Genomic DNA, 26,379 nt, shown 5'->3' with positions numbered 1-26,379 from the left:
TCAGTTTGACGAAATTTGTCGTTGTTCAATAAGATTAGATTGGATAGGCAGCAACCGGACCCGCTTTCCCGTCTGCCCATGGAAGAAGTGCTTTTGGAAAGGACATTTCCCTGGGATAAACCCGGATTGCTCAAACCAGGACTTGGCAATAACCGCTACCTGCAATATGCCGATCAGGCCGATATACAGGAGGAGGAAAAAGGGAATCAGTGTTAGTATAGGTATGAATGACGGATTAAAAAATAGGACCGGAGAGTGCATCCGTCCATTTCCTTAAAAAATGATTCGAGGTTCAGTTGAAACCCCTTCATTCCCTTGGATCTTACCATATGCCCGGAAATAAAAGTCGGCAGGGATGAAATTTTCCCTCGACCAGGGAATAAATCAATACGGTTTGTTCAATGGGGTGAATGATCCACTATTCCTTGACACCAGATTCCTCCTAAACTTCGTAATTGTTTGCCAGTTCCTTTCGATTGGTTCCAGGAGAACGTATGTCTACGAATACATCCGGGGCGCCAACACATCCGGCATCGTCCAGCTTACGTGGATCGCAACTAACATAACGATCGAGTTGGACTACCGCATACATTGCTTCATTAGTTTTGGACTATTTGGGCAAAACCACATCAAATGGAGCAGCATGGGTTTCATAGGGCTTGTTTTTGAGGTAATTGAAAAAAGCATTGAAAAGATATCCGGAAAATCTTTAATGCAGCCGGTTGGGTCCGGGTGATCGTTTAAAAATCCGGCCTTTGATCAGCTCTACCGTTTCATCCAGATCCTATTTCTGGTAATCTGTATAGGAATGGTTGTGATACCCAAAACCGTGTTCTTCTGCTTTCGGCATGGGGATATGCATTTCTTCTGTATAATTTATAAAAATCTTACCTATCTTTAAAGGCCTTTACGATGTATGTTGATGTCTACCTATCCTCTTCAATGAATGCACTCCTTCCTGCAAAGCCAGCTAATTTTTCCCGGGTTACCATGACCGAATTAATGATTCCTTCTTATGCAAATTTTGGAGGAAAGATACACGGGGGCATATTGCTCTCACTGATGGACAAAGTAGCCTATGCGGCTGCCAGCAAGCATTCGGGCGCCTATTGTGTTACGGTTTCGGTGGATACAGTGGATTTTCTCCAACCGGTAGAAGTAGGGGAGTTGGTTTCTTTGAAGGCGTCTGTAAACCATGTGGGCACAAGTTCCATGGTCATTGGCATCAAGGTGATTTCCGAAAATGTCAAAACGGGTGTCGTAAAACATACGAATACCTGCTACTTTACCATGGTCGCAAAAGGGGAAGACGACAAGCCCACAGCGGTTCCGCCCTTGCTGCTCGAAACCCGGACGGATGTCCGGAGATTTGTAGAAGCCATCAAACGAAAAACCTATAAAAAAGAGTACGGCGACCTTTTGCGTAACATCAAGCAGACCTGGGATCAGGAAGCCATTTCCTCTTTGCTGGCCGCTCAGCGCTGTGAATTGGCACCTGAGTTACGCAAGTAGCCTACCGGTCTTTCCCAAATACCAGAAAATGCTGGATGTTTAAAAATTGACCGTTTTTTTCCAGGGTAAATCCGTTCGCAGCCAACTCTTTCCGCACTTGCTTTACTGTCATTTTATGTAGGGGCTTGATGGCTACGGCAGGGTCTTCGCCCCGGTATTCAATCAGTACCAATTTGCCCGTGGGCTTGAGGGCCTTGCGCATGTTTTGCAGCATTTCCTGGGGAAACGCCAACTCGTGGTACACATCTACCATCAAGATAAGGTCCAGGCTTCCCTCGGGTAAATTCGGGGATTTTTCCGAGCCCATGAGGGGTACCACCTGTTTTGTACCCAAATTTTCTGCTTTTTTTTGCAAATAATTGATCGCTTCTTCCTGAATTTCCACGGCATACACGGTTCCATCGGTTACTTTTTGGGCGATCCGGAAGGTATAAAAACCGGAGCCTGCTCCGATATCAGCTACCACGGAAGTAGGAGTCAGGGGAAGGTTTTTAATGGCCAAATCCGTGTTTTCCTCTTCCGATCGTTCGGGTCTTTCCAGCCAGGCCATGCCGTGAAACCCCATGATTTGTGAGATTTCCCGGCCCATGTACCATTTGCCTGTACCATCGCGACTGGCGGTAGTATAGCTATAGGGGCTGAATTCCTGGCCGAACGCAGGTATTCCTGAAGTAATTAGTAGGAGTAGGACAAAAGCGCGGATAGGTAGAAATGAATTCATGCTGTGTTAACGAAATTTTCGGTGCTTTGTTTCCAGCCGGTGGGGTTTCCGGTACCCTGAAAAATGTGTAGAAAGCTACCGCTGTTTTTGCATTGCCTGACCAAACAGCAGGAGGCAACCGGATGATCCGGCCGGGGGTTGTACGCCGGTTTCACCAAATTTTAGTATCTTTAGGAAAACCTAAAAGACGGATCATGAGCAAACCAGCGATCATTTGCGTCGTTTTGCTTTCGGCGCTCTTTTCCAGCGGACTTCGGGGACAGACCATCGAAGACGGAAAGGCCATTATTGACCTGGTCGGCATGTATGCCGATGCCAGGGATCGGGTAGACACCGTGCTCCTTGCCAGCCTATTGACAGAGGATGTGGATCAGTTGGTTTCCACCGGAGAGTGGCGGCATGGCAAAGCAGCGGCCATCGATGGGATGTCGGGCAGTTCCCGCGCAAATCCCGGCGACCGGGTGTTGAAGGTAGAGCGGGTCCGGTATTTGGACGAGCGATGTGCGCTGGCCGACGCCCGGTATGTCATCAAGCAGGAAAATGGCACGGAAAGAAAAATGTGGAGCACCTTTATTGCGGTAAAGGTCAAAGGAAATTGGAAGATTTCAGGAATCCGAAACATGTTACCTTCCGGGAATTAAACCCGAAATAGGTATCGAAATTGCTACCGCAGCCATTTACGGCCTCAAAATCAGCCGCTTCGCTCCGTTTTTCGGGTTCCCCCTAGGCGTGGAAACGCCTCAATCTCCAAAATGGCTGATTTCCATGCATTGCAAACCCCTTCTACCATTCGGAACGGCCGATCACGAACCCGAATGCATGAGGCAGTATAAAAAACAACCAGCCAGGCTGTTGGGCGCGGCTGGTTAGATTATTGGGAGATGCATGTAGCAGTTAGCCCTTTATCTCGCTAACGATTTCCAGCGCCTTCTTGGTCATTTCCTGAATTTTGGTGTAGTCCTTCGCTTGAAGTAAAGGCTTGCTTACCAGTTTGCTACCCATGCCTACCGCACATACCCCGGCGTCAAACCATGATTGGATGTTCTCCCGGTCCAGGGAAACACCACCGGTGGGCATGAAAAGCAGGTTGGGGAAAAGTGATTTGATCGCGCTCATAAAGCCGGGACCTAGCATGTCACCGGGAAACAATTTAATCATTTTGGCTCCCATGTTTTCAGCCTTGATGATTTCCGAAGGTGTCATGCATCCGGGAATCCAAAGCATGTCGTTTTCGTCTGCCACTTCGGCGACTTCCTCAACCAAACCCGGGCAAATGATGAAATCCGCACCCGCTTCGATGTAGGTAGCTGCCATTTCTTTGTTTTTGATGGTACCGATACCCAGCAACAGGTCCTTCATTTCGCTGTCGCGCAAGGCCACCATCTTTTTAAAATTGGATAGGGCTGCTTCTCCGCGGTTGGTGTATTCCACCATGCGAATACCTGCGCCATACAATGCCTTAAGTACTTCCAGACTGACCGTTTCGTCCTTGTCAAAATACAAAGGAAGCAGCGCTTGTTCCGGAATCTTATGTAAGATTGTTTCTTTTTTGCTCATTGTTGTAAAGTTAAGCCTTCCCGTATCAGCGAATGATCGGGAAGAAAATGAATGAGGGGTAGCCTTGACTAACCCGACGTTAACTCAATACTATTATTAAATCAATACTTTAATCACCATTTTCTTTATCTCCCCTTCGCCAATCATGGGCGAATGCACATCTTCTGGGAAAAGAATGACAAACTGCCCCGGTTCCATTCCAAAGTACATTTCCGGTGCATCCGCATAAAAAGACACGTCCTTTTCCGGATTATAGCTGCCTTTGGGTTGGGTACAGGTTTCCCGCGGCTTCCAGCCGATGGATTCCTTCCCTTTGATGCACACCTGAATGTCGATGTGCCGGTCGTGGCATTCGAATTTTTCATTCGCTTCTTCCGGCGTTTTGGCCGGTTTGGTAAAAACCGCGGCGATCAGCTTGTCTCCGTCTATCGCGTACTTTCCATCCGCCAGGGCAGACAAGTCTTGTTTGGATAGGTAGTCAAAGGCCTTTGCAAACAAGGGATGCACGGCATGGTACTTTTTGCTATTGGCAAGGGTATCAAGGATCATGGTTTCTAGTATTAACGCTGTACCCTTCCGCTGGCATCGCCTCCCATCAGCACCTTGACTTCGGCCAACGTAGCGTGGTTCATGTCACCCGGAATGGTATGCTTGAGTGCAGAAGCCGCTACTGCAAATTCACAGGCGTCTTTCATGGACATTTTTTCTACCAGACCGTAGATAAAGCCACTGGCAAAGGAATCCCCGCCGCCAACGCGATCGACGATGCGTACATCGTACTTTTTGGAATGATAAAATTCGTTGCCGTCATACACCAGGGCACTCCAGCCATTATCCGAAGCGCTGTAACTTTCACGAAGGGTAGAGGCAATGTATTGAAAACCAAATTTCTCTTTCATCTGCTTGAAGACGTCCTTGTACCCGTCCAGATTGAGTTCTCCTTTGGTTACGTCGGTTTCTTTGCTTTTGAATCCCAGAGTGGTTTCGGCATCTTCCTCATTCCCGATACAAACATCCACGTACTGACAAAGTCTTGTCATTACTTCTTTGGCTTTTTCCTTGCTCCAAAGTTTCTTGCGGTAGTTTAGGTCAATACTGGTTGTTACCCCCTTAGCTTTGGCGGCCTTGAGTGCGGCTTCGGTCAGGGCCGCTGCTTTGTCGCTAAGGGCAGGGGTGATGCCGGTGGTATGAAACCACACCGCATTTTCAAAAATTTTGTCAAAATCAAAATCGGCAATTTCTGCTTCGGCTATGGACGCATCGGCCCGGTCGTAGACCACCTGAGAAGCTCGCATGGACGCACCGGTTTCCAAAAAATAAATGCCCAGACGTTTTCCGCCCCTGGCAATGAACTGGGTATCTACCCCATATCTTCTCAAATGATTGATTGCAGACTGACCAATGGGATTCTCCGGAACCTTGGTTACAAAAGTCCCTTGCAGGCCATAATTGCAAAGCGCGCCGGCAACATTGGCTTCCCCTCCTCCATAAGTAATATCAAAAGTGTCTGACTGCACGAAACGCTTGAAGTCAGGTGTAGAGAGACGAAGCATTACTTCTCCTAGGGTAACAACTTTTTTTGACATGATTGGTTTATGCGTTTAATGGTGAATTGAACAAGTACGGTAAAAATTCGAAAGGGTCCATTTCGGAAGCTTTGATGCCACAGATGCCCTTTTCAGGACAAGACTACTGCTTTATTTTCTAAAAACCAAATATATTGGGTGGGCCCAAAAGTATTTGATTCGCTATCAATGGGATACCGATTATCGGTACAAATCCTCGAAAACGATGCGTAGAAACGCCACTTTGTCGCTTGGCCGCCCGTGGGATTTTGACTACCCGGAGGCCGAATCAACGAGCCGAAGATTGGCGCTGCCAATGTCTCCGGAAGGTGTAGGCATCCGCCTGCCTCGTTTGACAAAATCATTTGCGATCAACTATCGGAATTATCGGTTGTTTCCCGGTAATAGCGCCGCATCCCTTGAAGAAAATTTCGTAGGATTTGGTCTTTGCAAAGTCGGTATTGCTTCTGTTCCGGTTTCCGGTAAAACGCACTTAACTCGTGTTTGCTGATGGTTCGCCCAGCCAATTCCAGGATCTCCAGCTGATTCTCGTCTGATAGTTCCAGCGCAATTTTTAACTTTCGCAGGATTTGGTTATTGGTCAATCGATTTTCTGGCAGGGGAACCGCTCCTTCCTTTGCACCTCTTTTATAGATGATCAATCCATTCAAAAAGGCAGCTAATTTGAAGTCGCCTAAGGGGTTGAAAGCTTCGTCATCGTCTTTTTTCAACCAGTCACTGACTTCCGCACGCGAGGTTTCCAGGCCCCCTAATCCAAAGATTCGAATCATCTGATCGTCTCCAAAATCAAAGGTATACCGCAGGCTTCGTAGAATATCGTTGTTTTGCATGGAGCACAAAGATACGGAAAGTGCTGAATTTGTTGGGCATGGAAGGGAGGCTAATTGCCCGGGGGAGCGATCGTGGCAGCTCCTACGGACCGATTGCTGTAAGGAAAGTAACCGTTTTTTTGAGTAACCCAATCGCATGGACATGCTAATTGGCTAGGGTACTGACAGTTGGAGCCTGTGGCGAAAGGTCACCGTATTTGATGCAAAAAGGTTGGCCGCATGCCGACAGAATTCTACCAAATTTTCGTACCTTATATCGGCGGAAGCGACCCGTATACGGGTACCGGGGAGTCATTCGCCCCGGACTGGGAGTGCCTAGCCGGATCGCTTTTGGGGTTCAACAAGTAATTTTGCATCAATCGATGCAAATGGGTAGCGTTCGCCCCCTGTACCCTTATCGGACTGGATTTGGAGGCGCAGGGTCCGGATAGCAGGGATTGGAACGATGCGCTGTTCGATATTTACTTGTCTACTCCGTAGTCCGCCGAGGCGCTTCCACCAAGGTAGCATGGGCCAAATGACTCCATTCGGCGGTTTTGCAGCTTACTTTTCGCTGATATTCGATGTACGCATGCTTTCGGGTAAAAATAAAATGCAGACGCAAAATCAACGTCCCTTTTCATTAATCACCGGAGCCAGTAGGGGTATAGGAGAGGCGTTTGCCTTTACCTGCGCCCAACGAGGCAGAAATTTACTATTGGTGGCCTTCCCCGACGGACGTTTGGAGGAGGTGCAACGGGAATTGCTGGCGGCATTTTCGGTAACCATCCTGATTTTTCCCATTGATTTAACTCTGGCGGATGCCGTTGATCGATTGTTTCGATATTGTCAGGAAAAGAAGCTGACCTTCGACCTACTCATCAATAATGCCGGCTTGGGTGCAGGAGGGCTGTTTGAAAACATTCCGATCGAAAAATACCTGCAAATCATGGACCTGAATAACAAAGCCATGGTTTCTTTGTGTCATCGGTTTTTACCGCTTTTGCAAGCGCAAGAGCGGGCCTATCTACTCAACATGAGCAGCATGGAGGCGACGTTGCCCTTGCCCTACAAAGCGGTCTATACCGGTTCCAAGAATTTTGTGTATGCGTTTTCGCTTGCCTTGCGAGAGGAACAAAAAAAGGACCTGTTTCCGTCACCGTCGTCTGCCCCGGGCCGGTCCTGACCAATCCGGAAGCGCTGATGCGGGCAAATGCCCACGGAAGACGGGCAAGGTGGGTCATGTGCAGTCCGGGTGAAGTAGCAAATTTAGCGCTGAAAGGTTTGTTTAGCCGAAAAGCCGTGGTGGTTCCCGGCAGGGTAAACCAGGTACTGGTCCGGCTAATGAAGCTGGTGCCAACCTTCCTCAAGATGCAGCTATTGGAATGCCTTTTTCGCGTGTACCGCAATCATTGATTAAAATAGGAGCCAATGCCACACATTTTCTGGCTTAGTTCCCACAATTGGGAGGCGTCCTGGAGGGATTGCGCGTTTTTACCTGGATTCTTTTGCCGGCAGTTGTCCCAGTAAGCACCAGAGACTCCTTTCACCTCCGCCGAGCTGGCCAGGTAAATCGACGTTTCGGCCCCTTTCTCCGGCGATTTCCCGCCAAGGCGCCGAATTTTCCAGGCAAAGCCGTGCCAACCTAGGGTGTGTTTGAGTCCGATGTCCGTCTTTACCAAGCCGGGCTGCACGGCATAGCTGGAAAGCGTTGGAAGGTTTTTTCTTCGATCAAATTCGCGGGTAAACAATACATTGGCCAATTTGGATTGGGCATAGGCGCGCAAACCGTGGTATTTTTGACTCAAATTTACATCATCAAAATGAATTTTTCCGTGAAAATGCGAATCCGAACTAACCGTTATCACCCGGGGATCCTTTGACTGCGTAAGCAAGGGCAGCAAGCAGTGGGTCAATAGAAACGGCGCCAAATGGTTGATTGCCCATTGACGCTCAAAACCGTCCTCGGTGCGGGAGAACGTTGAGAACCAGGACCCTGCATTGTTGATCAATACATCCAGTTTGGCATACTTTTCTCTCAGACGGGCCGCCATTTCGCGAATCTCCCGCTGGGAACTCAAGTCCGCAAGCGCGTAATCCAGGTCGGCATGGGGAAATTCCCTACGAATGGCTTCAAACGTTTCCTCGGCTTTGTCCTCGGTGCGGCAGGAAACGATGACGCGTGCGCCCTTTTCTCCAAGGGCTTTGGCCGTGGCCAATCCGATTCCTGTATTCGCACCGGTTACCAGACAGACTTTATTCTTCATTCGGCGCTTTCAGTTTCTTCTTTTCTTCCAAAATGTGCGGGTACAGGTCGTAGGTCGGATAAAATTCTGTGGAAAAGGCACCCCATACACTTTTTTCCACGGAAATATTGAGATTTCGCAGTTCGCTGGCGGGTATCTTCACGGTGACTACTTGTCCAATTCCCATCATCACGTACCAGTTTATTACTTTGGCAGAAGCGGGCGGGAAATTTTCCAAAAAGCCATTGTTGTTTCGGATTTCCCGCAATTCCTCAATGTTTTTGTCCTGGTGGTGTTTCATAAAAATGGTGACCATCAGGCTATCGGAGGGTGTTTCGGGGTGCTGTGCAATTGATACGTTGGAAATACCCAGAAAAATGAGGAGTAAAAGAGCTGTTTTCATAGGTCTATTATTTTCTTTTAGCGGTCACATGCCTGCCCGGATGACACCAGCCGGATGGGGCATCGCGCATGAATTATCATCCTACCAGTGTGTGACGTTTTCGTCATGCCTGCCTGGCCCCAGGCAGGCTCGATTTCATTTGTTTATTAGTTGTGTTATGCAGTCAGAACTTACCCCGAAGGATCGAGGTGGAATCGCTGCCTACCGGCAGGTCGCATGCTTTCTAATCCTTCGTTCGTTAATTGGATCGTGCTGGGTTTCCTAATACCCGATTTAGTACTGGTTTGTCAATTTATTTCCACCTCGATAAAAAGGAAAGTAGTGAATGCTTTTGATGTCCTTTTTTTAACCAAACCTGTGTTGGATGAAGGGCTGATCCGTTTCGCTGAAAGGGCAGCCTGCATTACAATTTATTCCCAGCGATAGTGATACTCAGCCGACATCAGTTAAAGGTAACGATTTTTTTTCAGATGCCCCCTGTCAGCAAGCGCAAGCGGTAAGAAATCCATTGATGGGAATAAGCAGCGGGCGATGGAGGAGTGTTTGGACTAACTCGATGACCCTGTTACAAGGGTTTCACTCAAATAAAAACTGATTTTATGTTCGCTCAATACGTTATTTGGATTGCAGGCACTACTTTTGTTTTCTTACCCATCACACCATGTGCTGCCCAGGTTTTGCCGGTATCCGATATGGAACCACCTCAAACAAAGTCTGACGGAAACGAAGTGCTGTTTTTTGTAGCCAGCGAAAGGAAGAGCCTTTACTGCAGTGTTGAACAGACCATCCGGTTCTGTTTGCAGCATTTCCGTCAATGGTGACTGCTTGAATACCTTTGCAGAATTTGTATATAAAAATCGATTGATACATGGATAAGGAAACAGTGAATTACACAAAGAATTACTGCGAGGAGAATTGTTGGTACCTATGTCAGCATTCCGCTTTGGCAGGAAAGAAGACCCGGGTGCTGATCATTTCCAACCAGGCGGGGAATTGCTCTTTTTGGGAACAGCAATCCACGTCCGAATCTGCCCCTGTCTGTTGGGATTACCATGTGGTAGTTTTAGCGAAGGTGAACGGAGAATGGTGCGTCTATGATTTTGATTCCAAACTCGAATTCCCGGTGAGTCTGGGGAGGTACCTCGCATGTACTTTCAAACCGGAGTGGAATGCAACTGTGAATGCACCCGTATTTAAAGTGTTTACGGGCAATGAATTCACCAGGACGTTTTCTTCCGACCGCAGCCACATGAAAGATGCAGCGGGGAATTGGATTTTTCAGCCCCCTGCCTGGGATGCGATTGAAAGCGACCAATCCCAAAGGCTTTCTATGGTCGAAATTCGGGATTTCAGTTCGACGAGTCCCCATCGACTCTTCAGTCTGGAGGAGGTGAGGGACAGATTTCTACACACTTAATTACGCAAAGGCCTGCTCACATCGGGACTGAGCAGTAGGGCCGCCTCCTCAAAATCTATGTATTCACCCAAATCCTGGAGCGAGAGGACCCGATATCCCTCCCGGCTTAGGTAATCCAGGTACTTCTGAAATAGCGCTGCTGAAGTACTCACCCAGGGATGCTCCAGGTCAGGAACTCCATGAATGGTCAAAATTACCACCTTTCCATCGTTGGCTTTTTGCAGGGCATCCATGATTACTTTTTCATTGGAGTCATCTGTGGCCCAGCTAGGCAGGAGGTAAGGGTGGTCCGTAAGCGGGTCGTACACTCGGGCACCCCCTGCCCGGGCAATGCGGTATCCTTTTTCATGCAACACTTCCAATACCGTCTCGCTCAGGCTGTAACCCGGATAAGCGAAACTACTCGGTTTTTTCATCCCAAGAGAATCCATTTTACGCTCGATGTAAGCCAATTCCTTTCGAATGGCCTCTTTTGACAGCTTTCCTACCGGGGCGTGCGTATGGGTGTGGTTAGCGACCTCAAAGCCCATGCGATCCAATTCCTGCATTTGCCGCCAGTTCATGTACTTGCTGCTATCCGCATGATTCGGTGGAAATTCGCAGACAAAAAAGGTAGCGCCAAATCCTTTTTCCTTCAGTAAAGGCGCCACTTCGGAATAGTGGCTGGCTGGAGCATCGTCGAAAGTCAGCACTACGGTCTTATCTGGCAGGGGTTTCCGAAGAACCTGGGAATACAATTGTCCCTGAGCTACGATCAGGCAGGCCGCCACCAATAACGTACGAGCCTGTACCTGGCTTTTGCTGGCTTTGGGCAAAGGGATTGCACCGAACCATCCTTCTGACTGGCCTTTCACGGGGTTACCGTGCATAAAGTGTTAGATTTTTCATCGCCCATACCTGATTTCGGGGTTCTTTTAGCATCAGGCGCAAGTGGCTGACGGCCGTTGGCAGCTCCCAACGAAGAACATTGCTCCCTGCTTCGCCGGTACCGTGAGCCACTTCCGTCCAATCGGTACCGTTGGTCGAAACTTCTATGGAATAGGCACCCGGATACTGTTCCTTGCCCGCATCAAACTGGATTTCTGCCAGTTTCTTGGGTTGGGGAAGCACCAATTGAAACCACATTCCTTCCTTTTGTTCTTCTTCGGTTTTCCAGCCCTTGAAACCAAAGGCGTAGCTGGGGTCTCGTGTAGAACCTACTCCCTGCAAGGCCGTACTGCTAGCAGAAACCTGCCAGTTGTCCTTTGGAAACAGCTGCTTGGGTACTTCCGCCACCAGTGCCTCGTGGGAATAATTGCCTTCCCGCTCACGGGTAGCATCCCTGATTTGGGCCACGTAATCCGGGCTGACAAAGCTGGCCTGGTTTCCAAAGTCATTTCGGATATAGGAGACCACCGAAGCGATCCACTCGTTGGTATTTTCTCCCATGGCGATCATTACTCCTTCGTATTCTTTGCCTTCAATGGATCCCGTAAGGCCATGGAGCAGGGTCTTAACGGCATATTCGGGGTGGCCTTGTATGCGAGGCGATCCCGAAAAACCCGGCGCAATAAGTTCGCCTCCATCCGCTCCGGTGGGTGTTCCCAGTCCCTTTACACCATGGCAGGTGGCACAATAACTATCAAAGATGGATTTTCCCTGATCAAAAAGGATGCGCTCGGAAGCTGTATATTTGCTGGCTGCACGCTCCCGTGCGTCCGCTCGTCTGTCCAAAATCTGTTGGGCGACGGTTTGGATGCCTTTTGCAGGATTGGTGGACAGTGCCTGTTGCAGCAATGGCTCTACCTCCTCAAAATCCAGGACATGCGCACTGAGCAACGCTTGAACGGCGACCTGAGGATCGGGGTCGTTCAGGCTTTTTCTGTAGTCTGCTTCCAACGTTTTGTCCCCGTATTTGTATAAGGTTTCTCCGGCGCGCATGCCGTGAATCCGCAACCTGGGATTGCTATCGGCCAGCCATTCGCGCACCAGGCTGGCCTTCAGTGCACTTAGTCCTTCCAGGGTCCACAAGGCATGCAGCCGCGCCAACTCGCTTTCATGGTTGCGGGCCATTTCCTCTAATTTGGGAACGATGGAACGATCCTGTCGCAAAATCAGCAATTGCTGGGCTTTGTCCCGCCACCAGCCATTGGGATGGGACAGGTGTAGCAATAGTTCTTCGCTAGATTCCTCAAACATGCGGGGTTTTTCCGTACTTCGGGGATGCTCCTCGTGACTTACCCGCCAGATTCGCCCATTTCCGACGATGTCGTCCATTTGGTATTGTTGAATTTTTGTTCGCAGGTAGCTGCCTTCCTGTGTCCAGTTACCTTCCTGAATAATGCCCCGGTACATATCCACGATGTACATGGTACCATCGGGGGCGGTAGCCATATCGACCGGCCGAAATAGGGGATCGGTAGACTGAATAAATTCGGTTTCCTGGTCGCGATAGGCATTTTGAATATAGGTCAACCCTTCGGTCTTATCGGAGCGTACCTGACGGACGATTCTCCCGACCGGCTCCCCATAAAAATACTGGTTCACCAACTCAGGGGGAAGACGATCACCTCGAAATACATCGTTTCCAGCGGCTCCGGTAACGTTGTTCAACGAACCATCCGGTTTGGTTTCCCGCATGCCCGGCTCAAAATCCGCGAGCTTTACCAGACTGAATGGCTCGCGAAACCCGTCCTGAAACTGGCCTGGAATCCTGAAATTACCATATACGATCGGGAAGTTGAAGTTTTGAGGGACACCACCTGCGCCATCTTGAAACCAAACCTGTCCGTAATTGTCCTGGGTTACTCCCCACTGTCCGTAGGGATTTCCGGTGGGCTCCTGAAGGACGCCTTCTGGGGTCCAACGGATACGCCGGGAATTATAGGTGCTGTACATCCAGTTGTCCATGGTCCAGGTAAGGAAGCTGGTTTGGTGTTCTACGTTACCGGAGCGCCCCAAGCCTGTTGCAAAGAGCTCTTTTGTATCCGCCTTGCCATCCCCATCCGTATCTGAGTATTTGTACACATGATCCTCGTTGGATTCCATGGAGAGGATGGTATTTGGCCCAAAGGGAACCACAAAGCGGGGAAATACCAGACTATCCAAAAACACTACGCCGGTCTCGTAAATGCCGTCCTCGTCCTTGTCCTCCCAGCGGGAAATCCGTCCTGCGGGCATCAGTTCACCGGTGGCGTCGATGTCCTGCATGTAGGTCCGCAGTTCCAACACGTACATGCGTCCATTGCCATCAAATTGAATGGCAGCAGGTTCCTGAATATGGGGTTCGGCCAAAACGGGATCCATCCGGTAGCCTTCCCGCAGCCGAAAGGTCTTTTGTTCTTCCAAAGGCGACAGGGGGATTACCGGAGCCGTGGGAGTCAGGTCGATGCCCTTCCATCGGGCCGATTCCATATCTACTCCCTCGGGTATTTCGATTTGTGGATAGGGCGCTTCTTTTCTTCGGGGATCCAACCGGTCTTCCGGTGAACGGTCAAAAACAGGTTGTTGCAATTCTTGTTGCTGGCAGGCAGCTGCCAAAAAAAGCAGGCAGAAATAATTCAGGTACGTTCGAATCATGAATAAGTAATTGATTACTGGTTTTGGCTAGCACATTTTCTTGGCTAAACGCTTTTTCGGGAAAAGCACGTACCAAAGTAGGGCATTTTTACAGAAAAGTGGTAACCGAAAAAATAATTTTTTCTGGTTTTTCTATCATCCTCGCGGATTATGTGCTAATTTGATAGGCTAACATAAAACGAATACGATGAAAAATTTGCTCCAAACAAGAATCCTGTTTCCTGTTTGTTTCCTGATTGCTGCTGCAGGTTGCAGGACCGAGGGTGATTTTTACACATTGGAAGACTATACTACCGTTCCAAAGGCTGACGTGCACGTGCACCTGGAAACGGATCGCCATTTATTCGCTGAAAAGGCAAAGGCGGACGGTTTTCGGCTGATTAACGTGGCACTGGAGTATACGGATGGCTGGAACGATGTATACCGGAAATTTGCGTACGGCAAGCTGCAAGAAAAGGAGTACCCGGATAGATTGGCAAATGTAACTGCCTTTGCCGTTTCCGACTGGGACAGCCCGGATTGGGAGGAAAAGGTGATTTCCTGGCTTGAAAGCTGCTTCGAGCAAGGGGCACTGGGAGTGAAAGTCTGGAAAAATATCGGCATGGTCTCGCGAGACAGCGCAGGCAATCTGATTCAAATTGACGACGCACGCTTTTATCCAATCTTTGAGTACCTTCAAAAGCGGGGGAAGACGCTGATGGGGCATTTGGCCGAGCCCAAAAACTGCTGGCTACCACTGGAAGAAATGAGCACCAACAATGACAGAAACTATTACGGAAGGCATCCGGAATACCACATGTACCTGCAGCCGGAGATGCCCAGCCATGAAGAATTGATCCGACGACGGGACAATATGCTGGAAAAACACCCAAACCTGAGATTTGTAGGTGCGCATATGGGTAGTTTGGAATACGATGTGGACGGATTGGCCCGTACGCTGGATCGCTTTCCCAACATGGCGGTAGATTTGGCTGCACGGATGGGGCAGGTGTTTTACCAAACCGCTGCCGATCGCGACAAGGTGCGAAATTTCTTTATCCAATACCAGGACCGCTTGCTGTATGCCACCGACCTGTCGGACAATGGTAGCCGAACGAAAGAAGCATTGCATGCGGCGATGGACGCGGCATGGAAGCGGGATTGGGAGTTTTTTGTAACAGACAATAGAATGGAAAGCGATCTGATCAACGAACCCTTTCAAGGCTTGCACCTACCTAAAGAGGTGGTGGATAAGGTGTTTTACCACAACGCAGTGAAGTGGTTCGGGATGGAAGACTAAGTGGTTTTTTTGCTACCATTTCGCTTCCTGTGCCATTTTGCCGGCTTCACTTCTTTCAAATTTGCGAAAGCCGATACACCTGTAGATCGTGCCAAAGAATCCCCGTATCAAGGGGCGTCCGGGTATAAATGGATGGAAATCAAGTTACAAGAGCACATCGAATAGAACGGGTGCAGATGGATTCTTTGCCTGTAAAGGATATAAATTGGAAAAAACGAGTCCCATCAATCGAATTCCCTCAACGTTTTAGCTTGTCATGCCCGATATTATTATCAATGCGCGAAAAGCGGCCATCGGTCCAGGACTGATGGTCAACCGGATTTTGCCCTTTCGGATGCGCCGCATGGTGGGACCGTTTGTGTTCATGGACCATGCCGGCCCGGTTCGGCTCAGTACCGAAAAGGGTCCCGCCATGGACGTGCTTCCCCATCCGCATATCGGCTTATCCACCGTTAGCTATTTGTTTAAAGGAAACGTAACGCACCGGGACAGTTTGGGCATAAAGCAGGTTATCGAACCCGGTGAAGTCAATTGGATGACCGCTGGAAAAGGCATCGCCCATAGCGAACGCTTTGAGGATCCGGCGGTATTGGCGGGGGGGCAACTGGAAATGATTCAGACTTGGGTGGCTTTGCCCGAAAAAGACGAAGAAACCGATCCATCATTTTTCAATTACCAAAAAGATCGCTTGCCTGTATTTCGGGAAAATGGGCTTTGGATGCGGCAGATAGCTGGCACGGCCTATGGGTTGAAGAGCAATGTGCCTACGCACTCTCCCTTATTCTATTTGCATGTAGAACTAAAGGCAGGGCGCCGGATAAATCTGCCGGATGGATACGAAGAACGCGGCCTGTACATAGCCAAGGGAAGCCTGGAATTGGGCAGTCAGGTGTTCGAAACGGGGCAATTGCTGGTCTTTCGGAAGAATGAAGAACCCGTTCCAAAAGCCGTATCGGATTGCACGCTTATGTTGTTGGGGGGTGAGCCAGTAGGCGAACGCTTTATCTGGTGGAATTTCGTCAGCAGCCGAAAAGAGCGCATCGAGCAGGCCAAAGAAGATTGGAAGCAGGGGAGAATTGTGCTGCCCCCCGATGACAAAGATTCGTTTGTTCCACTTCCCGAAGAAAAATTCCGGTGGAAGGATCCGCCACCGGACGCGCTATCGTAGTAGCGGGACAAGTCCAAGCGATCCCATCCATTTCCTCGTTCAAGCAAATTGGCCCGCGTTGCCGGGGAAGCAAAGGAAGAAGTGGTTGAGGCCAACCAATTGTAGGCGAAAACCAAACAGGTTCTCCCCATAGGCCCTATCGGGGTTTCCAATAAGACAAGTGATCCACCCCCACCAAACCCGAACGCTGCATTGGAATGGCTACTGCAGTCTCTACACCCGTCAACATCAGCTGCTTCGCTCCACTTTTCAAGTGAGACGTAGAGGTGGAAACGCCTTACTTTTCAACGGGACTGATAAGCCCCGTTCGCTATCCGGAATGGGCTGTCACGAACCCTAATGCACAGGCCCTGACAAATCCCTTTGTAAGGGCCGCAAAAAAGACTTTGATGCGTTTGACTAGTCCTGCATCAACTCGAGCATGCCCAACACCAGGCTGGCTGAGTTAGCCGCGGCTGGTCCGACAAACTCAGCAAAATCGATCGATGCATCGGTGTTGGCGTTATCGCTACAGCTTCGGATCACTACAAAAGGCAGCTCCAGTAGCCGGCAGATATGGGCAACGGCAGCTCCTTCCATTTCCGTGGCGAGGCTGTTGAACTCCGTGTACAGCCAGTTCGCTTTTACCGGATCGCTCACAAACAAGTCGGAGGTGCTGATTACTCCCTGAAGTACCCGCGGTGGCCTGGTTGAGACGGGTTGGAAGTCGACCAACTCCGATGCCTGCAGGCTGAGCTGTACCAGCGAGGAGTCGGCGTATACGAAGAGTTCCGGATGGGTTTCACCGGATAGGTTTCGAAAATTCCATGGTGTAAAGCCCTCCGAATCCAATAAACCAAAATCCGCTTGCACCAAGGCTGATCCGATGACAATGTCTCCCGGCATTGCGTCCGGGTGCAAGCCCCCCGCTACGCCAGTGAAAATTAATCCATCCAACTTAAAATTTTGCGTCAGAACCGCCGTGCTGTAGGCGGCATTTACCTTGCCTATTCCGGCCTTAACCAGCACTACCTTTTTTCTATTTAGCTTTCCTGTGTAAAAATCAATGCCACCAATGGTGGTTACCTTAGGCTTTTCAAGGGCATCCATCAGGATGGAAATCTCTGGATCCATCGCTCCCATAATGGCTAGACGCTGGGCCGCTGCCGGAACCCATAAAAAAATTAGCAACAATCCGGTGAACAGTTTTTTTAAATCCATAGAAAGAAGAGGGAACATGCTGTAATAATGACTAGAATTGGATGAATCTCTTCCCGCTTCCCACTTAGTACCTTTACCAGGGTCCAACTGATAAAGCCAAAAGAGATGCCGGTAGATAGGCTGTAGGTAAAGGGGATTAAAACCAGCGTGAGAAAGCAGGGAATGGCTTCATCGGCCTCGCGCCAGCGAATTTGCACCAGAGGAATCATCATGAACGAACCCACCAGTACCAGAGCGACGGAACTTGCCATGGGAGGGATGAGCGAAAGTAGCGGCGAGAAAAACATAAATGGGAGAAACAGCAAACCAGCAGTAATGGCAGTGGTACCGGTCCGTCCGCCTGCCTCGATTCCCACAGCCGATTCGATAAAGGCTGTTCCGGAGCTGCTACCAACCAATCCGGCAAAAACCGTCGCACAGGCGTCGGTAAGCAGGGATTTGCGCATGTTTTGAGGCGTGCCATCCGCGTCTTTCAGGCCGGAAGCCTCGGCCAGTCCTACAAAGGTGGAGATACCGTCGAAAAGAATGGTAAAGGTGAAGACGAAGATGACAGGAATATAGGCATATTCCAGGGATCCCAAAATGGCAGCCTGTCCCAGTAAACTAAAATCCGGCATGGAAAATAGCCCGGTGTAGTTGACCAGGGTCGGTGAGCCAAAATTGATCAGTGAGGCATCTCCCCACCATCTTCCTATGGGCCAGGCCAGCACGGTAGTAAAAATAATCCCAATAACAATGGCACCAGTGACCTTTCTGGCGATCAATCCTCCCGTGAGTAGCAAGCCGGCCAGAAAGGTCCAGGGTAGGGGGTCCTTGAAAGTGGTCATAGCTACCAAGGTAGCGGGATTGGCAACAATAAAATGTGCATTCTGAAATCCAATAAAGCAAATAAACAAGCCTATTCCGGCAGAAACGGCGTGTCTCAACGCTTCGGGGATGGATTGAATGATCTTTTCGCGGGTTTTGAAAAAAGACAAAAGAAGGAAAATCACACCCGACCAGAACACCGTTCCCAGAGCCTCCTGATAGCTAAGGCCGTATTGGATGACCGCCGAATAGGTGAAAAAAGCATTAATACCCATTCCCGGTGCGACCACAATGGGATTTCTGGCATACAGTCCCATCATCAAGCTCCCAAAACCGGCAACCAGTACCGTGGCCGTTACCACTGCCCCAAAGGGCATCCCGGCATCTGATAGAATAGCAGGATTAACAATGACGATGTAAAATGCGGCCAGAAAGGTACTTAGACCGGCCAATAGTTCCGTACGTAGCTTGGTTGGTGTAGTGGTCATGAGTTCCAATAAAACGCCGACAAGATACCCATCGCCCGCCAATAATCAAATCCAAACGCGCGATCATAGGCAAAGAATTGGAAATGGAAAACAGGTTCGGATAAGGTGGTTCGTTTGGACACGTGTCTTTCTAAGAGATTCTTTAGTTGATCGCACCAAAATCTACTGCTGAATGACTGAGTTGAGGAAAAATTTGCTAAATTGCCTAAGTACTTTATATCCAACATCTAATCCTATACTCACCTGATAAATTAAGGGTTAAACCTGTCAGGTTTTCGGGTTTTGGGAAGAAACCAATATCCTATGCGCGTACTGGTACTTATAGTAGCTATGGTCACATGCCTGGTTTCTTGCAATAAACACCGAGAAGCGGAAGGCATCTATTCCGCTACCCTTACTTTTTCCCTGGATACGGTTTATGTAGATCCAGGGGCTGAAATTCTTTTTTTACGGGATAATTTGTCCGCCTCGAACCTTTCCCCGGACAAAAGTTACCTGATTAATTTCAATCGATCGGAGCTCGTTGCCGAACGTATCAATCTGGATCAGTTAACGCTAGAAAAAAAGATCCAATTTGAGAAGGAAGGTCCAGAGCGCATGCCGGCTTATTTTCGGGCTTTCTGATCAATTCGGAGGAGCAATTTCTGGTATGGTCCAGTCAAACGTATGCCATTTATGATCAAAACGCTAAAAAAGTAAAAGACCTGGAATTAGAAAAAATTGCTGAAGATGTCCTCGGAACTGGGCAAACCATCCCCTTGGGATTGTTCGAGGATAGGGATCGGCCCAATCGCCTACTAGCTGTTATCATGCAGTGGAAAGAAGAGGATTATTTTGTCCTGGACGTTGATTTGGCTAACCGCAGTTTTATAAAAATAGCCCTGCCTGATTTAGCAAGGCTAAAAGACTACAGCATGGAAATCCTATACAACGGTCAGTTTATGGGCAGTTTTGGGGTAGGCGTGTTCCCCATCGCTGTGGATGATAAAATTATCGTAGCTACCAACTCCATCAACGAAGCGCTAATTTTTGACACTCAGGCAGGCACCACGAGCGTACGTCGCTGGAATACACCACTTTTGGGTGAGCGCAGAAACTACCTGCCACCGGAGCAGGTGGAAGAGGGTTCCGCAGAGAAGGAGGAAATCATAAAGCGGTCCCGAGAAGATAGTTTCTACGGTAGATTGATTTGGGATGATTCGAAAAGACGGTTTTTTCGGTTTTCCGTAAAAGAACAATTCGGGCAGGAAAAAAACGAGTACGGCGGGTACAGGCCTACGGGAGCCGAAGTATATCTCAGTATTTTTGATGAAAACCTGGGTTTAGAAGCGGAGGCTCTTGTACCTGATCTAAAAGCTCCTCCTAAAAAGCATTTTGTAAAAGATGGGAAAATCTGGATTTTCGAAAATATCGCTGACGAGATGGCATTTATTCGATTGGCGGTAGAGTAGGTGCACCTGTTTTTTCGTGAAATTTTTTAAAAATAATTACCAAAATATTTTTTGAACTAATAAAAATGTATTTTATTTCATAATAATTGTTTTTCAAATATTTTACTTGAAAGTGGTGAACATTTTTAGCTCGCCAGGTTGGGATGCAGTAGTAGGTCAAGAAAAGGGAGTGTACCCGGTTCAAACAGGGGTATGGCGCTCGTTTTTTCTTGTAATTTTTAATTCAATTCATTTTATCATCTATTTTCTTACGGATTAGATTATGAAAAAGACAACACTTTTCTTTTGTCTAATGATCACCCAGTCAGATTTATTCGGTCAACATCTTCCGGACAATGCCCGGGTAAAATGGGGGAACGAAATGCATTTTACGAAAAAAATGACTCCATCGGAGGTAGTAGCTTCTGACCAAAGTGGCTATTACTTGATGAAAGAAGGGTACGCTCAGGAGTCCCGTCATTCGCAGACACTTCTCTATTTGGAAAAATTCGATCGGAATCTGCAATATGTTAAAAGTGTAGATTTGTCGCATCAGAATCTTCCAGGTAACCCCAGGTTTGTACAGTTGGTGTCATGGGGACAGCAGCTATGGCTTTTTTATACAGCAGACCCAAAAAACAATGGAGCGGTAGGGCTGTACCGGGTGGCGGTGGATTCCGAAAGTCTGCTTCCAGCAGGAATTAGTCATTTGGTAATGGAAATAAAATCACAGGCTGCGAACATCGGTTGGGGAATCACCGGAACCGCCACGCTGCCGCTTTTTCAGTTTTACCCGGTGCCAGAGAAGAATAAGCTCTTGATCATTCAAGCCGATGGCGGTCTAAAAACGAGGGAAAAACAGGTTGATCTTCTTGTAGTGGATCAGCAATTTTGCACGATTTGGAAAAGAGAAGCAACAATAAAAAGCAGTTCAGATGCGCTGGAAATAGTGCACGCGCTACTAGACAGCGAAGGAAATGCACACCTATTGAGCAAAAGCATGCCTAACCGCATCGGTTTAGCGGCGCTTTTTAAACGTGAAAAGTATTATTATAGCTTACACAGCATTACCGACAATGGAATCCATCTGCTGCATAAAGAGATAAATCTGAAAGAAGCTCAAATCAATGCGGCTGCCATACAAGTAGATCAGGAGGGCCATCTCTATTTTGGAGGATTTTACACGACCGATGCGACGGCGACCAAAGGAAGCGGAGGTACCTATTTCTTGAAATTGGTTGGAACGACCCAAGCCGTAATTCAGCAGAAAATGGAGTCCTTCGATGCGACTTTTCTGACCCGAGGCCTTTCTGAGGGAAGAGCCAAAAGGAAATCCAGAAAACTGGATCAAGGCAAGAAGGTGGAAGATTCCTATTTCTTCCTGGATCGAATTTTTGTAAGAAATGATGGCTCCGTTACTTTTGTGGGTGAAGACAGGCAAGGAATCGGCACAAGCAGCCGGAGCAAGTCAGCGAATTCGCGCGTCCGATCTGAAGTCAATTTTCATTGCTACTACGGCAGCATTGTCCTGGTAGACTTTTCGCCCAATGGCGAGCGAAAATGGGCAGAAAAAATCGCGAAACACCAGCAATCCAGTAACGATTTTGGAGGCTATTTTTCTTATTCCGTATCAATGATCAATGATAACCTGTATTTCGTATTCAACGACAATGTTAACAATTCAGGGTACAACGGTGGCAAAGTGGAACGTTTTTCTCCGAGAGGCTTCAAAGAGCACATGATGACCTTTGCAAGGGTCAATAGGGCGGGCACCATTGAGCGGAGTTCGTTTGCCACGAAACATAACCGAAATATGATGACCATTACTTCGGTAAATATCCAGACCGATGATTACGAAATGGTGGTATACGGGCAACATAAAAAGAAATATCGGCTGGCCAGGCTGGAGTTTGACCCCAAGGTTTTGGCTGCAGAATAACCTCCCCTTGTATCATCGCTGGCTATTTACTAATCGGTCGGCCATAAGCGAGCCTGTTCAAATTGGGCCGCGTTCACGCTGTACACGAAACCAAAAAGGGTAGGTCCGGGGCACTTGGATTCCAGCTGCGTCGCAAGCCGAAATAATCGCCGAGGCTTCTTTCGGTTCGGAGAACAGGAGGTCGGCTATTTACTCGGTTTCGATGGCGGTGGAAACCATCGCAGCGAGTTTCCATTGTCCCTTTACTTTTCGTAGGCTGCGAATTTCATAGGATTTGTAGTCCTGAACATCGGACTTCATTGGTTGGAAGCAGACGACAAAGGCTTGTTTTCCAGTGACGGAAATATCAAAATCTGAGGTTTCAAGGATCGCCTTCATGGGAGTGGAATTGGATTCCATGTCGTCCTTCATGGTGGTACTTACGCATTCACAGCTATTGCTATGCAAGCCCATGTTCGTTACCAAAAAAGATATCTCCCTACTCTTGCCCCAATGAGCAGCCCAAACTTCACAGTCACGGTTCCTATAGGCAGTTGTTTCGGAAACAAGCACCTGTTTTATTGCAGCGTCTTCACTTGACTGAGCATAAAGAACGGTTGCAAACAAAAAGAGGACGAACGTAAATAACGTTTTTATTGGTGTATGGGTTTGGAGGTGGAAATTCGGTTGTTCTGATCGTCGCTCATCGAGTAATGCAGCCCTTTTCCTCAAGGCTACCTACGCCTGATAGGCGCTACTAAAGACGGAAAGTCAGGTGGGAATAAGCGAACCCTGGAGGATGAAAAGGTATTGACAATTTATAGTGCTGATCATCCTACTTACATTTACATAGTTTGAAATGTATATATTTAGCAAAATAATTGGTAGTAAAATGGCTGACTAATCAAATTTTGTTGCCCAACAGCAAAAATTTCTTTTCCGGAGAATCGGTAGCGGGCCCTGCAGAAATCATAAAACCAAGCAACAGGCGCAACGGGATCGAAACGTTATTCCTCTATTTTTTCCTGGGGCTCAATTTTTTCGTACAAGTTATGGATAAACAACATCAGCACACCAAACGAAATGGCCGAAACGATGAGTAGATTATTTAGGATTCCCTCGGTAGAAAAAGATACTTTGATGAGAATGGTGGAAATCACAAAACCCGAATTACGAATCACGGACCGGAAGCTGGAGGTATGGGTATAGGAGATCAGGAGCAACAGCACATCACATAAAATCAGAATGGTAAAAAACTCGTCAAAAAAGATATTGTTGATATCTTTGATGGAATCCACCGAATGCGAGACATCAAAAAAAAGCTGGCTGAAGTAATTTCCAAAACTGTAGGCTGCAAGAAAAACCAAGACAATTATTAAGAGAATGGCCAGCTTCTTTTTCGTTTCTATAAAGCGAAGGGTTTGTTCCTGTTGTTGAAGTTTGCCTTTTTTTACCGCATCACGTTTGCCATTCAAGTAATAAAAGCCAAAGATCAGCGCGAAGATAACAAGGGTAGCACCGATATCGTAGGTGAATTGCAGGTCGTCTTCGCTACTGAACCAGCTTTTTTCCAGATCGAGTTGGGCCAGGTCCTTGAACAGTCGACGGATCAATACCAGCAAAATGATTTCGTATTGTTTACCGATGTAATACGTTATGGATTTAGGCAGAAAATAGACCAATAAGTAGACCTCATAGACGAGTATAAAGGAAAAGGGGGTGTAAATCGACGCGATGGGATTGTCGAGCAAACCTGATCCAAAAGTCGTTTCAACGATCCCAAGATTGGAAAGGATAATCAACGAAAGGTGAACAACAAACCCGAGCACCGCGATGCCGATAATGGTGTTTTCGCTTCTTTCCTTCGTTTTTTCGGATAATAAGGCCCCGTAAGCCTTGTTCCAGAAAATGGTAGTTTTCCCTGACATGGTGCGTATTTACAGAAACAACTACCTGGAACGCATAACGTTTGAAATTTGGGAAATCAAAAAAGCCTCTCCCGGATGGGGAGAGGCTCAGCTTATTTCTATTTTTTACCGACTAGTTATTTCCGATACAAGGCTTCGGAATTAACTTGCTCATCGATGGGAAGGTACCAGTCGTTATGCCTTTGTCCACCGGAATTTGCCCAATCTGCAAATCGACGGTACGCTTTCGTAAAGTCCACTTTTTCCCGGGTGTAGGCAATGCTTACCGGAACGTGTAAGGCCCAATTAAAGCCTTTTTTGCTGACAAAATACCGGTCTTGTTCCGTCGAACTGTCATCGTCTCCGGTACCCAGCCAGTTTTTATTCATCAGGTCTGTCGGCCGCTTGTTCATCAGATGCACTTCCCTGTCCCTATCTTGGTCAATAATCAGGAAGGGATTATAGGGGGCCGTACCCAAATCGCCTTTACGCACCGTTTCCTTGAAAACAATTCTTACCCGGATTGTATCTTCCGCCTGATGTGGATTATCCTGAGAAACATTGGCCATAAACGGCAGCTTTTGATTGACGTTATCGGTAATGATCACCGTTGCCAGGTCCTGACCTTGCTCCACGCCGGAGGGTAAATTTTTGATTTCACCCGTTGACAAGCTATTTCCCTCTACCATTAGCACTTGATCGGATGCCACTGGTAATTGAATCCCGAATCCATTTTGAAATCCTGCGCCGGTGGCGCGAATGACCGTAGTGAATTGGATTTCTTTGATCCGGTTGGTGGCATCGGAAACTTCTTTGACGGTATAATCGACTACCAAATCGTTCATGTCGTAGTCGCCAAAGCTTGGCCATAGATCTTCAAACAACAGCGTACCGTAGGTACCTTCTCCAGGTGAGTAGTTATTAAATGCTCGTTCGGAATCCTCCGGATATTCATCCTGATCGTCACTAACACCGTCGCCATCCCCATCTTTTTCTTCTGTTTCTACCGGAGCATATTCGGATGCATCCACGCTGGTTAGCGGGTTCCAGGACGCATAAAACACTACGTCGTTAAAGTCATGGTCACAGCCCCTCAAATCCCTTCGAATATCTTCCCAGCCCATCAGCAGCACTTGTTGGGAGGCATCGTGCAGAAATACCATTTGTTCCCGGTCTTCCTCTTCGCTGTTTTCCGTATTCAAATTTTTGTCCGCATAAAAAACACCGTTACCATTTGTAAGCTCGTCTCTTTGCCAACCGTTAGAGATCAAAAACCAACCGATATAGGTCCCTTTGCCAAATGCACCATCCAAAGGTCCGCGCAACTTCACTTTGTCTCCTGATTTTAAGACACCCGCCTGTACGTTTGGAAAAATAATGGTTCTATTCTTGATCTCCGAGGCCGTTTTGGGGGCCTCTCCCTCTTTGTACCAATAATAGCCGATTGCATTTCTATAGCTGCCACCAACGTGCACGTAGGTTACCCATACTTCTGCATCTTCATTTACATACAATTCTTGCTTGAATTTGTTGTCCAAAAGCTTGGGGTTGTGATCCCTTACGTCTTTTTGTTCCGGTAGACTTGCATTGAGGTTTTTGAGTAATCCAACGGGAATCCTATCCGGTTCCAACAGGTATTCGGGTGTTCCTTTTTCATTCCAGGAACCCAATGTCATGAATTCTTCATTCGAAGCAGCCATCCGTTCATTACTGCCCGTTTCATTACTTATGAACGAATCGTAATAGGTATCCGGCATTAGCTGCGGTTGGGAAGCATTGAAGCTGTACGTGATTTGGCTGCCTGTAACGGGTACAATGGCCACCGGTGTGACGCCGATAAACGTCGAAGTTACCCAAACTTCCTCCAAGAAGGTAGGAAGATCGATTGTGCTACGAGCGGTACCTGTCTCATCCAGACGAACCGTTTGCAACAGTTTTCCGTCCTCAGCAGGGTTGTTGTCAAAAATCCGATACACCACGTTTGGTATCGGGCTATTGTCCCGACCAACGGCGGAGAAATTTACTGCTACGGATTTTGTCGTACTAAAATCAAATCCAGCAGGAATGGATAGTGCCTGTATGCCTTCCTGAGCAGAAGGCGTTGGCATTTCGTTGTCAGGATCACAGGCGACCAATGTTGCCGCAATTCCAAAGAGTAGAAATAAGCTGTTACTTTTCATTTTTATAGCGTTTAAAAGTGGTATTCTATTTGGATGTTTCAAAGGTAAAATCAAACGCACTTCTTTTGTAAAATAATCGTTAGGTAGGTTCGGTCGGAAGGTTAACTCCCATTTTTCGGCGGTAAATCGATTCTGGATTCCCGCCAAAATGGAAGAGGGATGTTATTTTTTGCCAATGCCTTCGTTTTTTGTA

At 47.9% G+C, this 26,379-nt stretch carries 26 protein-coding genes; 12 read left to right on the top strand and 14 right to left on the bottom strand.

All coding sequences use genetic code 11. The features are described 5' to 3' along the window. Nucleotides 1–39 precede the first annotated feature (39 nt). The 3 genes from ABWH99_RS13490 (at nt 40) to ABWH99_RS13480 (ending at nt 1,512) form a co-directional block, all read left to right on the top strand. Nucleotides 40–216, top strand: coding sequence for a hypothetical protein (locus ABWH99_RS13490; protein WP_375582378.1), 177 nt, complete (start codon nt 40–42; stop codon nt 214–216). A 139-nt stretch (nt 217–355) separates the two neighbouring features. Next, nucleotides 356–736 carry a hypothetical protein gene (locus tag ABWH99_RS13485; RefSeq protein ID WP_375582377.1) on the top strand — a complete coding sequence of 127 codons (381 nt, stop codon included), beginning with the start codon at nt 356–358 and terminating at the stop codon, nt 734–736. Between the two features lie 206 nt (nt 737–942). After that, complete coding sequence (locus tag ABWH99_RS13480) at nt 943–1,512, top strand: acyl-CoA thioesterase (protein ID WP_375582376.1); 570 nt, start codon at nt 943–945, stop codon at nt 1,510–1,512. A 1-nt stretch (nt 1,513) separates the two neighbouring features. Here ABWH99_RS13480 and ABWH99_RS13475 read toward each other — a convergent pair whose 3' ends face one another. Continuing rightward, entirely contained in the window at nt 1,514–2,233 is a 720-nt protein-coding gene (locus ABWH99_RS13475) for a class I SAM-dependent methyltransferase (protein WP_375582375.1), read from the bottom strand. Nucleotides 2,234–2,427: 194 nt separating this feature from the next. Between ABWH99_RS13475 and ABWH99_RS13470 the strand changes: the two genes are divergently transcribed. Then, nucleotides 2,428–2,874: a DUF4440 domain-containing protein gene (locus tag ABWH99_RS13470; RefSeq protein ID WP_375582374.1), complete on the top strand. Its 447-nt coding sequence runs from the start codon at nt 2,428–2,430 to the stop codon at nt 2,872–2,874. A 253-nt stretch (nt 2,875–3,127) separates the two neighbouring features. Here the strand turns inward: ABWH99_RS13470 and ABWH99_RS13465 are convergent, their stop codons facing one another. The 4 genes from ABWH99_RS13465 to ABWH99_RS13450 all read right to left on the bottom strand — a co-directional run bounded on the left by ABWH99_RS13465 (nt 3,128) and on the right by ABWH99_RS13450 (nt 6,206). After that, nucleotides 3,128–3,790 (bottom strand): bifunctional 4-hydroxy-2-oxoglutarate aldolase/2-dehydro-3-deoxy-phosphogluconate aldolase, encoded by a 663-nt coding sequence (locus ABWH99_RS13465; RefSeq protein WP_375582373.1) that lies wholly within the window; start codon nt 3,788–3,790, stop codon nt 3,128–3,130. A 96-nt stretch (nt 3,791–3,886) separates the two neighbouring features. Next, complete coding sequence (locus tag ABWH99_RS13460) at nt 3,887–4,339, bottom strand: YhcH/YjgK/YiaL family protein (protein WP_375582372.1); 453 nt, start codon at nt 4,337–4,339, stop codon at nt 3,887–3,889. Nucleotides 4,340–4,350: 11 nt separating this feature from the next. Continuing rightward, nucleotides 4,351–5,376, bottom strand: coding sequence for a PfkB family carbohydrate kinase (locus ABWH99_RS13455; RefSeq protein ID WP_375582371.1), 1,026 nt, complete (start codon nt 5,374–5,376; stop codon nt 4,351–4,353). 350 nt (nt 5,377–5,726) lie between these two features. Beyond that, entirely contained in the window at nt 5,727–6,206 is a 480-nt protein-coding gene (locus tag ABWH99_RS13450) for a DUF1456 family protein (protein ID WP_375582370.1), read from the bottom strand. Nucleotides 6,207–6,723: 517 nt separating this feature from the next. Here ABWH99_RS13450 and ABWH99_RS13445 point away from each other — a divergent pair. Both ABWH99_RS13445 and ABWH99_RS13440 read left to right on the top strand, forming a co-directional pair. Further along, a complete protein-coding gene (locus ABWH99_RS13445; protein WP_375582369.1) occupies nt 6,724–7,371 on the top strand; it encodes an SDR family NAD(P)-dependent oxidoreductase in 648 nt (215 codons plus the stop codon). Nucleotides 7,372–7,388: 17 nt separating this feature from the next. Continuing rightward, on the top strand, nt 7,389–7,601 hold the full coding sequence (locus ABWH99_RS13440; RefSeq protein ID WP_375582368.1) for a hypothetical protein: 213 nt from the start codon (nt 7,389–7,391) through the stop codon (nt 7,599–7,601). On the opposite strand, the gene ABWH99_RS13435 is transcribed toward ABWH99_RS13440, so the two are convergent. Then, the gene (locus ABWH99_RS13435; RefSeq protein ID WP_375582367.1) at nt 7,595–8,452 is read right to left on the bottom strand and encodes an SDR family oxidoreductase; all 858 of its coding nucleotides are present in this window, start codon (nt 8,450–8,452) and stop codon (nt 7,595–7,597) included. The two genes, ABWH99_RS13440 and ABWH99_RS13435, sit on opposite strands and share 7 nt — an antisense overlap. Beyond that, entirely contained in the window at nt 8,442–8,834 is a 393-nt protein-coding gene (locus tag ABWH99_RS13430; protein ID WP_375582366.1) for a hypothetical protein, read from the bottom strand. The genes ABWH99_RS13435 and ABWH99_RS13430 overlap by 11 nt, the downstream gene beginning before the upstream one ends. 868 nt (nt 8,835–9,702) lie before the next feature. Here ABWH99_RS13430 and ABWH99_RS13425 point away from each other — a divergent pair. Further along, on the top strand, nt 9,703–10,251 hold the full coding sequence (locus ABWH99_RS13425) for a hypothetical protein (protein WP_375582365.1): 549 nt from the start codon (nt 9,703–9,705) through the stop codon (nt 10,249–10,251). Here ABWH99_RS13425 and ABWH99_RS13420 read toward each other — a convergent pair. Together ABWH99_RS13420 and ABWH99_RS13415 are read right to left on the bottom strand one after the other, a co-directional pair. Then, nucleotides 10,248–11,120, bottom strand: coding sequence for a polysaccharide deacetylase family protein (locus ABWH99_RS13420; RefSeq protein ID WP_375582364.1), 873 nt, complete (start codon nt 11,118–11,120; stop codon nt 10,248–10,250). The genes ABWH99_RS13425 and ABWH99_RS13420 overlap by 4 nt on opposite strands. Then, nucleotides 11,110–13,809, bottom strand: coding sequence for a discoidin domain-containing protein (locus tag ABWH99_RS13415; RefSeq protein ID WP_375582363.1), 2,700 nt, complete (start codon nt 13,807–13,809; stop codon nt 11,110–11,112). Before ABWH99_RS13415 ends, ABWH99_RS13420 begins: the two co-directional genes overlap by 11 nt. 187 nt (nt 13,810–13,996) lie before the next feature. Here ABWH99_RS13415 and ABWH99_RS13410 point away from each other — a divergent pair, with 187 nt between their 5' ends. Next, a complete protein-coding gene (locus ABWH99_RS13410) occupies nt 13,997–15,088 on the top strand; it encodes an amidohydrolase family protein (protein ID WP_375582362.1) in 1,092 nt (363 codons plus the stop codon). Between the two features lie 256 nt (nt 15,089–15,344). Continuing rightward, nucleotides 15,345–16,256, top strand: coding sequence for a pirin family protein (locus tag ABWH99_RS13405; RefSeq protein WP_375582361.1), 912 nt, complete (start codon nt 15,345–15,347; stop codon nt 16,254–16,256). 399 nt (nt 16,257–16,655) lie between these two features. On the opposite strand, the gene ABWH99_RS13400 is transcribed toward ABWH99_RS13405, so the two are convergent. Beyond that, nucleotides 16,656–17,456 carry a 5'-methylthioadenosine/adenosylhomocysteine nucleosidase gene (locus ABWH99_RS13400; protein ID WP_375582360.1) on the bottom strand — a complete coding sequence of 267 codons (801 nt, stop codon included), beginning with the start codon at nt 17,454–17,456 and terminating at the stop codon, nt 16,656–16,658. Continuing rightward, nucleotides 17,447–18,751, bottom strand: coding sequence for an NCS2 family permease (locus tag ABWH99_RS13395; RefSeq protein WP_375582359.1), 1,305 nt, complete (start codon nt 18,749–18,751; stop codon nt 17,447–17,449). The genes ABWH99_RS13400 and ABWH99_RS13395 overlap by 10 nt, the downstream gene beginning before the upstream one ends. Before the next feature lie 303 nt (nt 18,752–19,054). Between ABWH99_RS13395 and ABWH99_RS13390 the strand changes: the two genes are divergently transcribed. From ABWH99_RS13390 to ABWH99_RS13380, 3 genes are all read left to right on the top strand, one after another. Further along, nucleotides 19,055–19,375, top strand: coding sequence for a DUF4221 family protein (locus ABWH99_RS13390; protein ID WP_375582358.1), 321 nt, complete (start codon nt 19,055–19,057; stop codon nt 19,373–19,375). Between the two features lie 185 nt (nt 19,376–19,560). Then, nucleotides 19,561–20,202, top strand: a complete 642-nt coding sequence (locus ABWH99_RS13385; RefSeq protein WP_375582357.1) for a DUF4221 family protein — start codon at nt 19,561–19,563, stop codon at nt 20,200–20,202. Between the two features lie 262 nt (nt 20,203–20,464). Then, nucleotides 20,465–22,120, top strand: coding sequence for a hypothetical protein (locus tag ABWH99_RS13380; protein WP_375582356.1), 1,656 nt, complete (start codon nt 20,465–20,467; stop codon nt 22,118–22,120). A gap of 189 nt (nt 22,121–22,309) precedes the next feature. Here the strand turns inward: ABWH99_RS13380 and ABWH99_RS13375 are convergent, their stop codons facing one another. The 3 genes from ABWH99_RS13375 to ABWH99_RS13365 form a co-directional block, all read right to left on the bottom strand. Further along, nucleotides 22,310–22,567 (bottom strand): hypothetical protein, encoded by a 258-nt coding sequence (locus ABWH99_RS13375; RefSeq protein WP_375582355.1) that lies wholly within the window; start codon nt 22,565–22,567, stop codon nt 22,310–22,312. Between the two features lie 539 nt (nt 22,568–23,106). Further along, nucleotides 23,107–24,027: a hypothetical protein gene (locus tag ABWH99_RS13370; protein WP_375582354.1), complete on the bottom strand. Its 921-nt coding sequence runs from the start codon at nt 24,025–24,027 to the stop codon at nt 23,107–23,109. A 116-nt stretch (nt 24,028–24,143) separates the two neighbouring features. Next, entirely contained in the window at nt 24,144–26,186 is a 2,043-nt protein-coding gene (locus ABWH99_RS13365; protein ID WP_375582353.1) for an LruC domain-containing protein, read from the bottom strand. Nucleotides 26,187–26,379: the final 193 nt, after the last annotated feature.

The sequence above is a fragment of the Cyclobacterium xiamenense genome, from assembly GCF_042140265.1.
Lineage (GTDB): Bacteria > Bacteroidota > Bacteroidia > Cytophagales > Cyclobacteriaceae > Cyclobacterium > Cyclobacterium xiamenense_A.
The sequence above is the reverse complement of the archived record's forward strand: the minus strand, read 5'-3'. Positions and strand labels throughout refer to the sequence as shown.

Excerpts from the sequence above, each read along its gene's own strand:
- ABWH99_RS13485 (WP_375582377.1), top strand. The coding sequence starts at position 356 with ATGAAATTTTCCCTCGACCAGGGAATAAATCAATACGGTTTGTTCAAT.
- ABWH99_RS13480 (WP_375582376.1), top strand. The coding sequence starts at position 943 with ATGAATGCACTCCTTCCTGCAAAGCCAGCTAATTTTTCCCGGGTTACC.
- ABWH99_RS13475 (WP_375582375.1), bottom strand. The coding sequence starts at position 2,233 with ATGAATTCATTTCTACCTATCCGCGCTTTTGTCCTACTCCTACTAATT.
- ABWH99_RS13470 (WP_375582374.1), top strand. The coding sequence starts at position 2,428 with ATGAGCAAACCAGCGATCATTTGCGTCGTTTTGCTTTCGGCGCTCTTT.
- ABWH99_RS13465 (WP_375582373.1), bottom strand. The coding sequence starts at position 3,790 with ATGAGCAAAAAAGAAACAATCTTACATAAGATTCCGGAACAAGCGCTG.
- ABWH99_RS13460 (WP_375582372.1), bottom strand. The coding sequence starts at position 4,339 with ATGATCCTTGATACCCTTGCCAATAGCAAAAAGTACCATGCCGTGCAT.
- ABWH99_RS13455 (WP_375582371.1), bottom strand. The coding sequence starts at position 5,376 with ATGTCAAAAAAAGTTGTTACCCTAGGAGAAGTAATGCTTCGTCTCTCT.
- ABWH99_RS13450 (WP_375582370.1), bottom strand. The coding sequence starts at position 6,206 with ATGCAAAACAACGATATTCTACGAAGCCTGCGGTATACCTTTGATTTT.
- ABWH99_RS13445 (WP_375582369.1), top strand. The coding sequence starts at position 6,724 with ATGACTCCATTCGGCGGTTTTGCAGCTTACTTTTCGCTGATATTCGAT.
- ABWH99_RS13440 (WP_375582368.1), top strand. The coding sequence starts at position 7,389 with ATGCGGGCAAATGCCCACGGAAGACGGGCAAGGTGGGTCATGTGCAGT.
- ABWH99_RS13435 (WP_375582367.1), bottom strand. The coding sequence starts at position 8,452 with ATGAAGAATAAAGTCTGTCTGGTAACCGGTGCGAATACAGGAATCGGA.
- ABWH99_RS13430 (WP_375582366.1), bottom strand. The coding sequence starts at position 8,834 with ATGAAAACAGCTCTTTTACTCCTCATTTTTCTGGGTATTTCCAACGTA.
- ABWH99_RS13425 (WP_375582365.1), top strand. The coding sequence starts at position 9,703 with ATGGATAAGGAAACAGTGAATTACACAAAGAATTACTGCGAGGAGAAT.
- ABWH99_RS13420 (WP_375582364.1), bottom strand. The coding sequence starts at position 11,120 with ATGCACGGTAACCCCGTGAAAGGCCAGTCAGAAGGATGGTTCGGTGCA.
- ABWH99_RS13415 (WP_375582363.1), bottom strand. The coding sequence starts at position 13,809 with ATGATTCGAACGTACCTGAATTATTTCTGCCTGCTTTTTTTGGCAGCT.
- ABWH99_RS13410 (WP_375582362.1), top strand. The coding sequence starts at position 13,997 with ATGAAAAATTTGCTCCAAACAAGAATCCTGTTTCCTGTTTGTTTCCTG.
- ABWH99_RS13405 (WP_375582361.1), top strand. The coding sequence starts at position 15,345 with ATGCCCGATATTATTATCAATGCGCGAAAAGCGGCCATCGGTCCAGGA.
- ABWH99_RS13400 (WP_375582360.1), bottom strand. The coding sequence starts at position 17,456 with ATGGATTTAAAAAAACTGTTCACCGGATTGTTGCTAATTTTTTTATGG.
- ABWH99_RS13395 (WP_375582359.1), bottom strand. The coding sequence starts at position 18,751 with ATGACCACTACACCAACCAAGCTACGTACGGAACTATTGGCCGGTCTA.
- ABWH99_RS13390 (WP_375582358.1), top strand. The coding sequence starts at position 19,055 with ATGCGCGTACTGGTACTTATAGTAGCTATGGTCACATGCCTGGTTTCT.
- ABWH99_RS13385 (WP_375582357.1), top strand. The coding sequence starts at position 19,561 with ATGCAGTGGAAAGAAGAGGATTATTTTGTCCTGGACGTTGATTTGGCT.
- ABWH99_RS13380 (WP_375582356.1), top strand. The coding sequence starts at position 20,465 with ATGAAAAAGACAACACTTTTCTTTTGTCTAATGATCACCCAGTCAGAT.
- ABWH99_RS13370 (WP_375582354.1), bottom strand. The coding sequence starts at position 24,027 with ATGTCAGGGAAAACTACCATTTTCTGGAACAAGGCTTACGGGGCCTTA.
- ABWH99_RS13365 (WP_375582353.1), bottom strand. The coding sequence starts at position 26,186 with ATGAAAAGTAACAGCTTATTTCTACTCTTTGGAATTGCGGCAACATTG.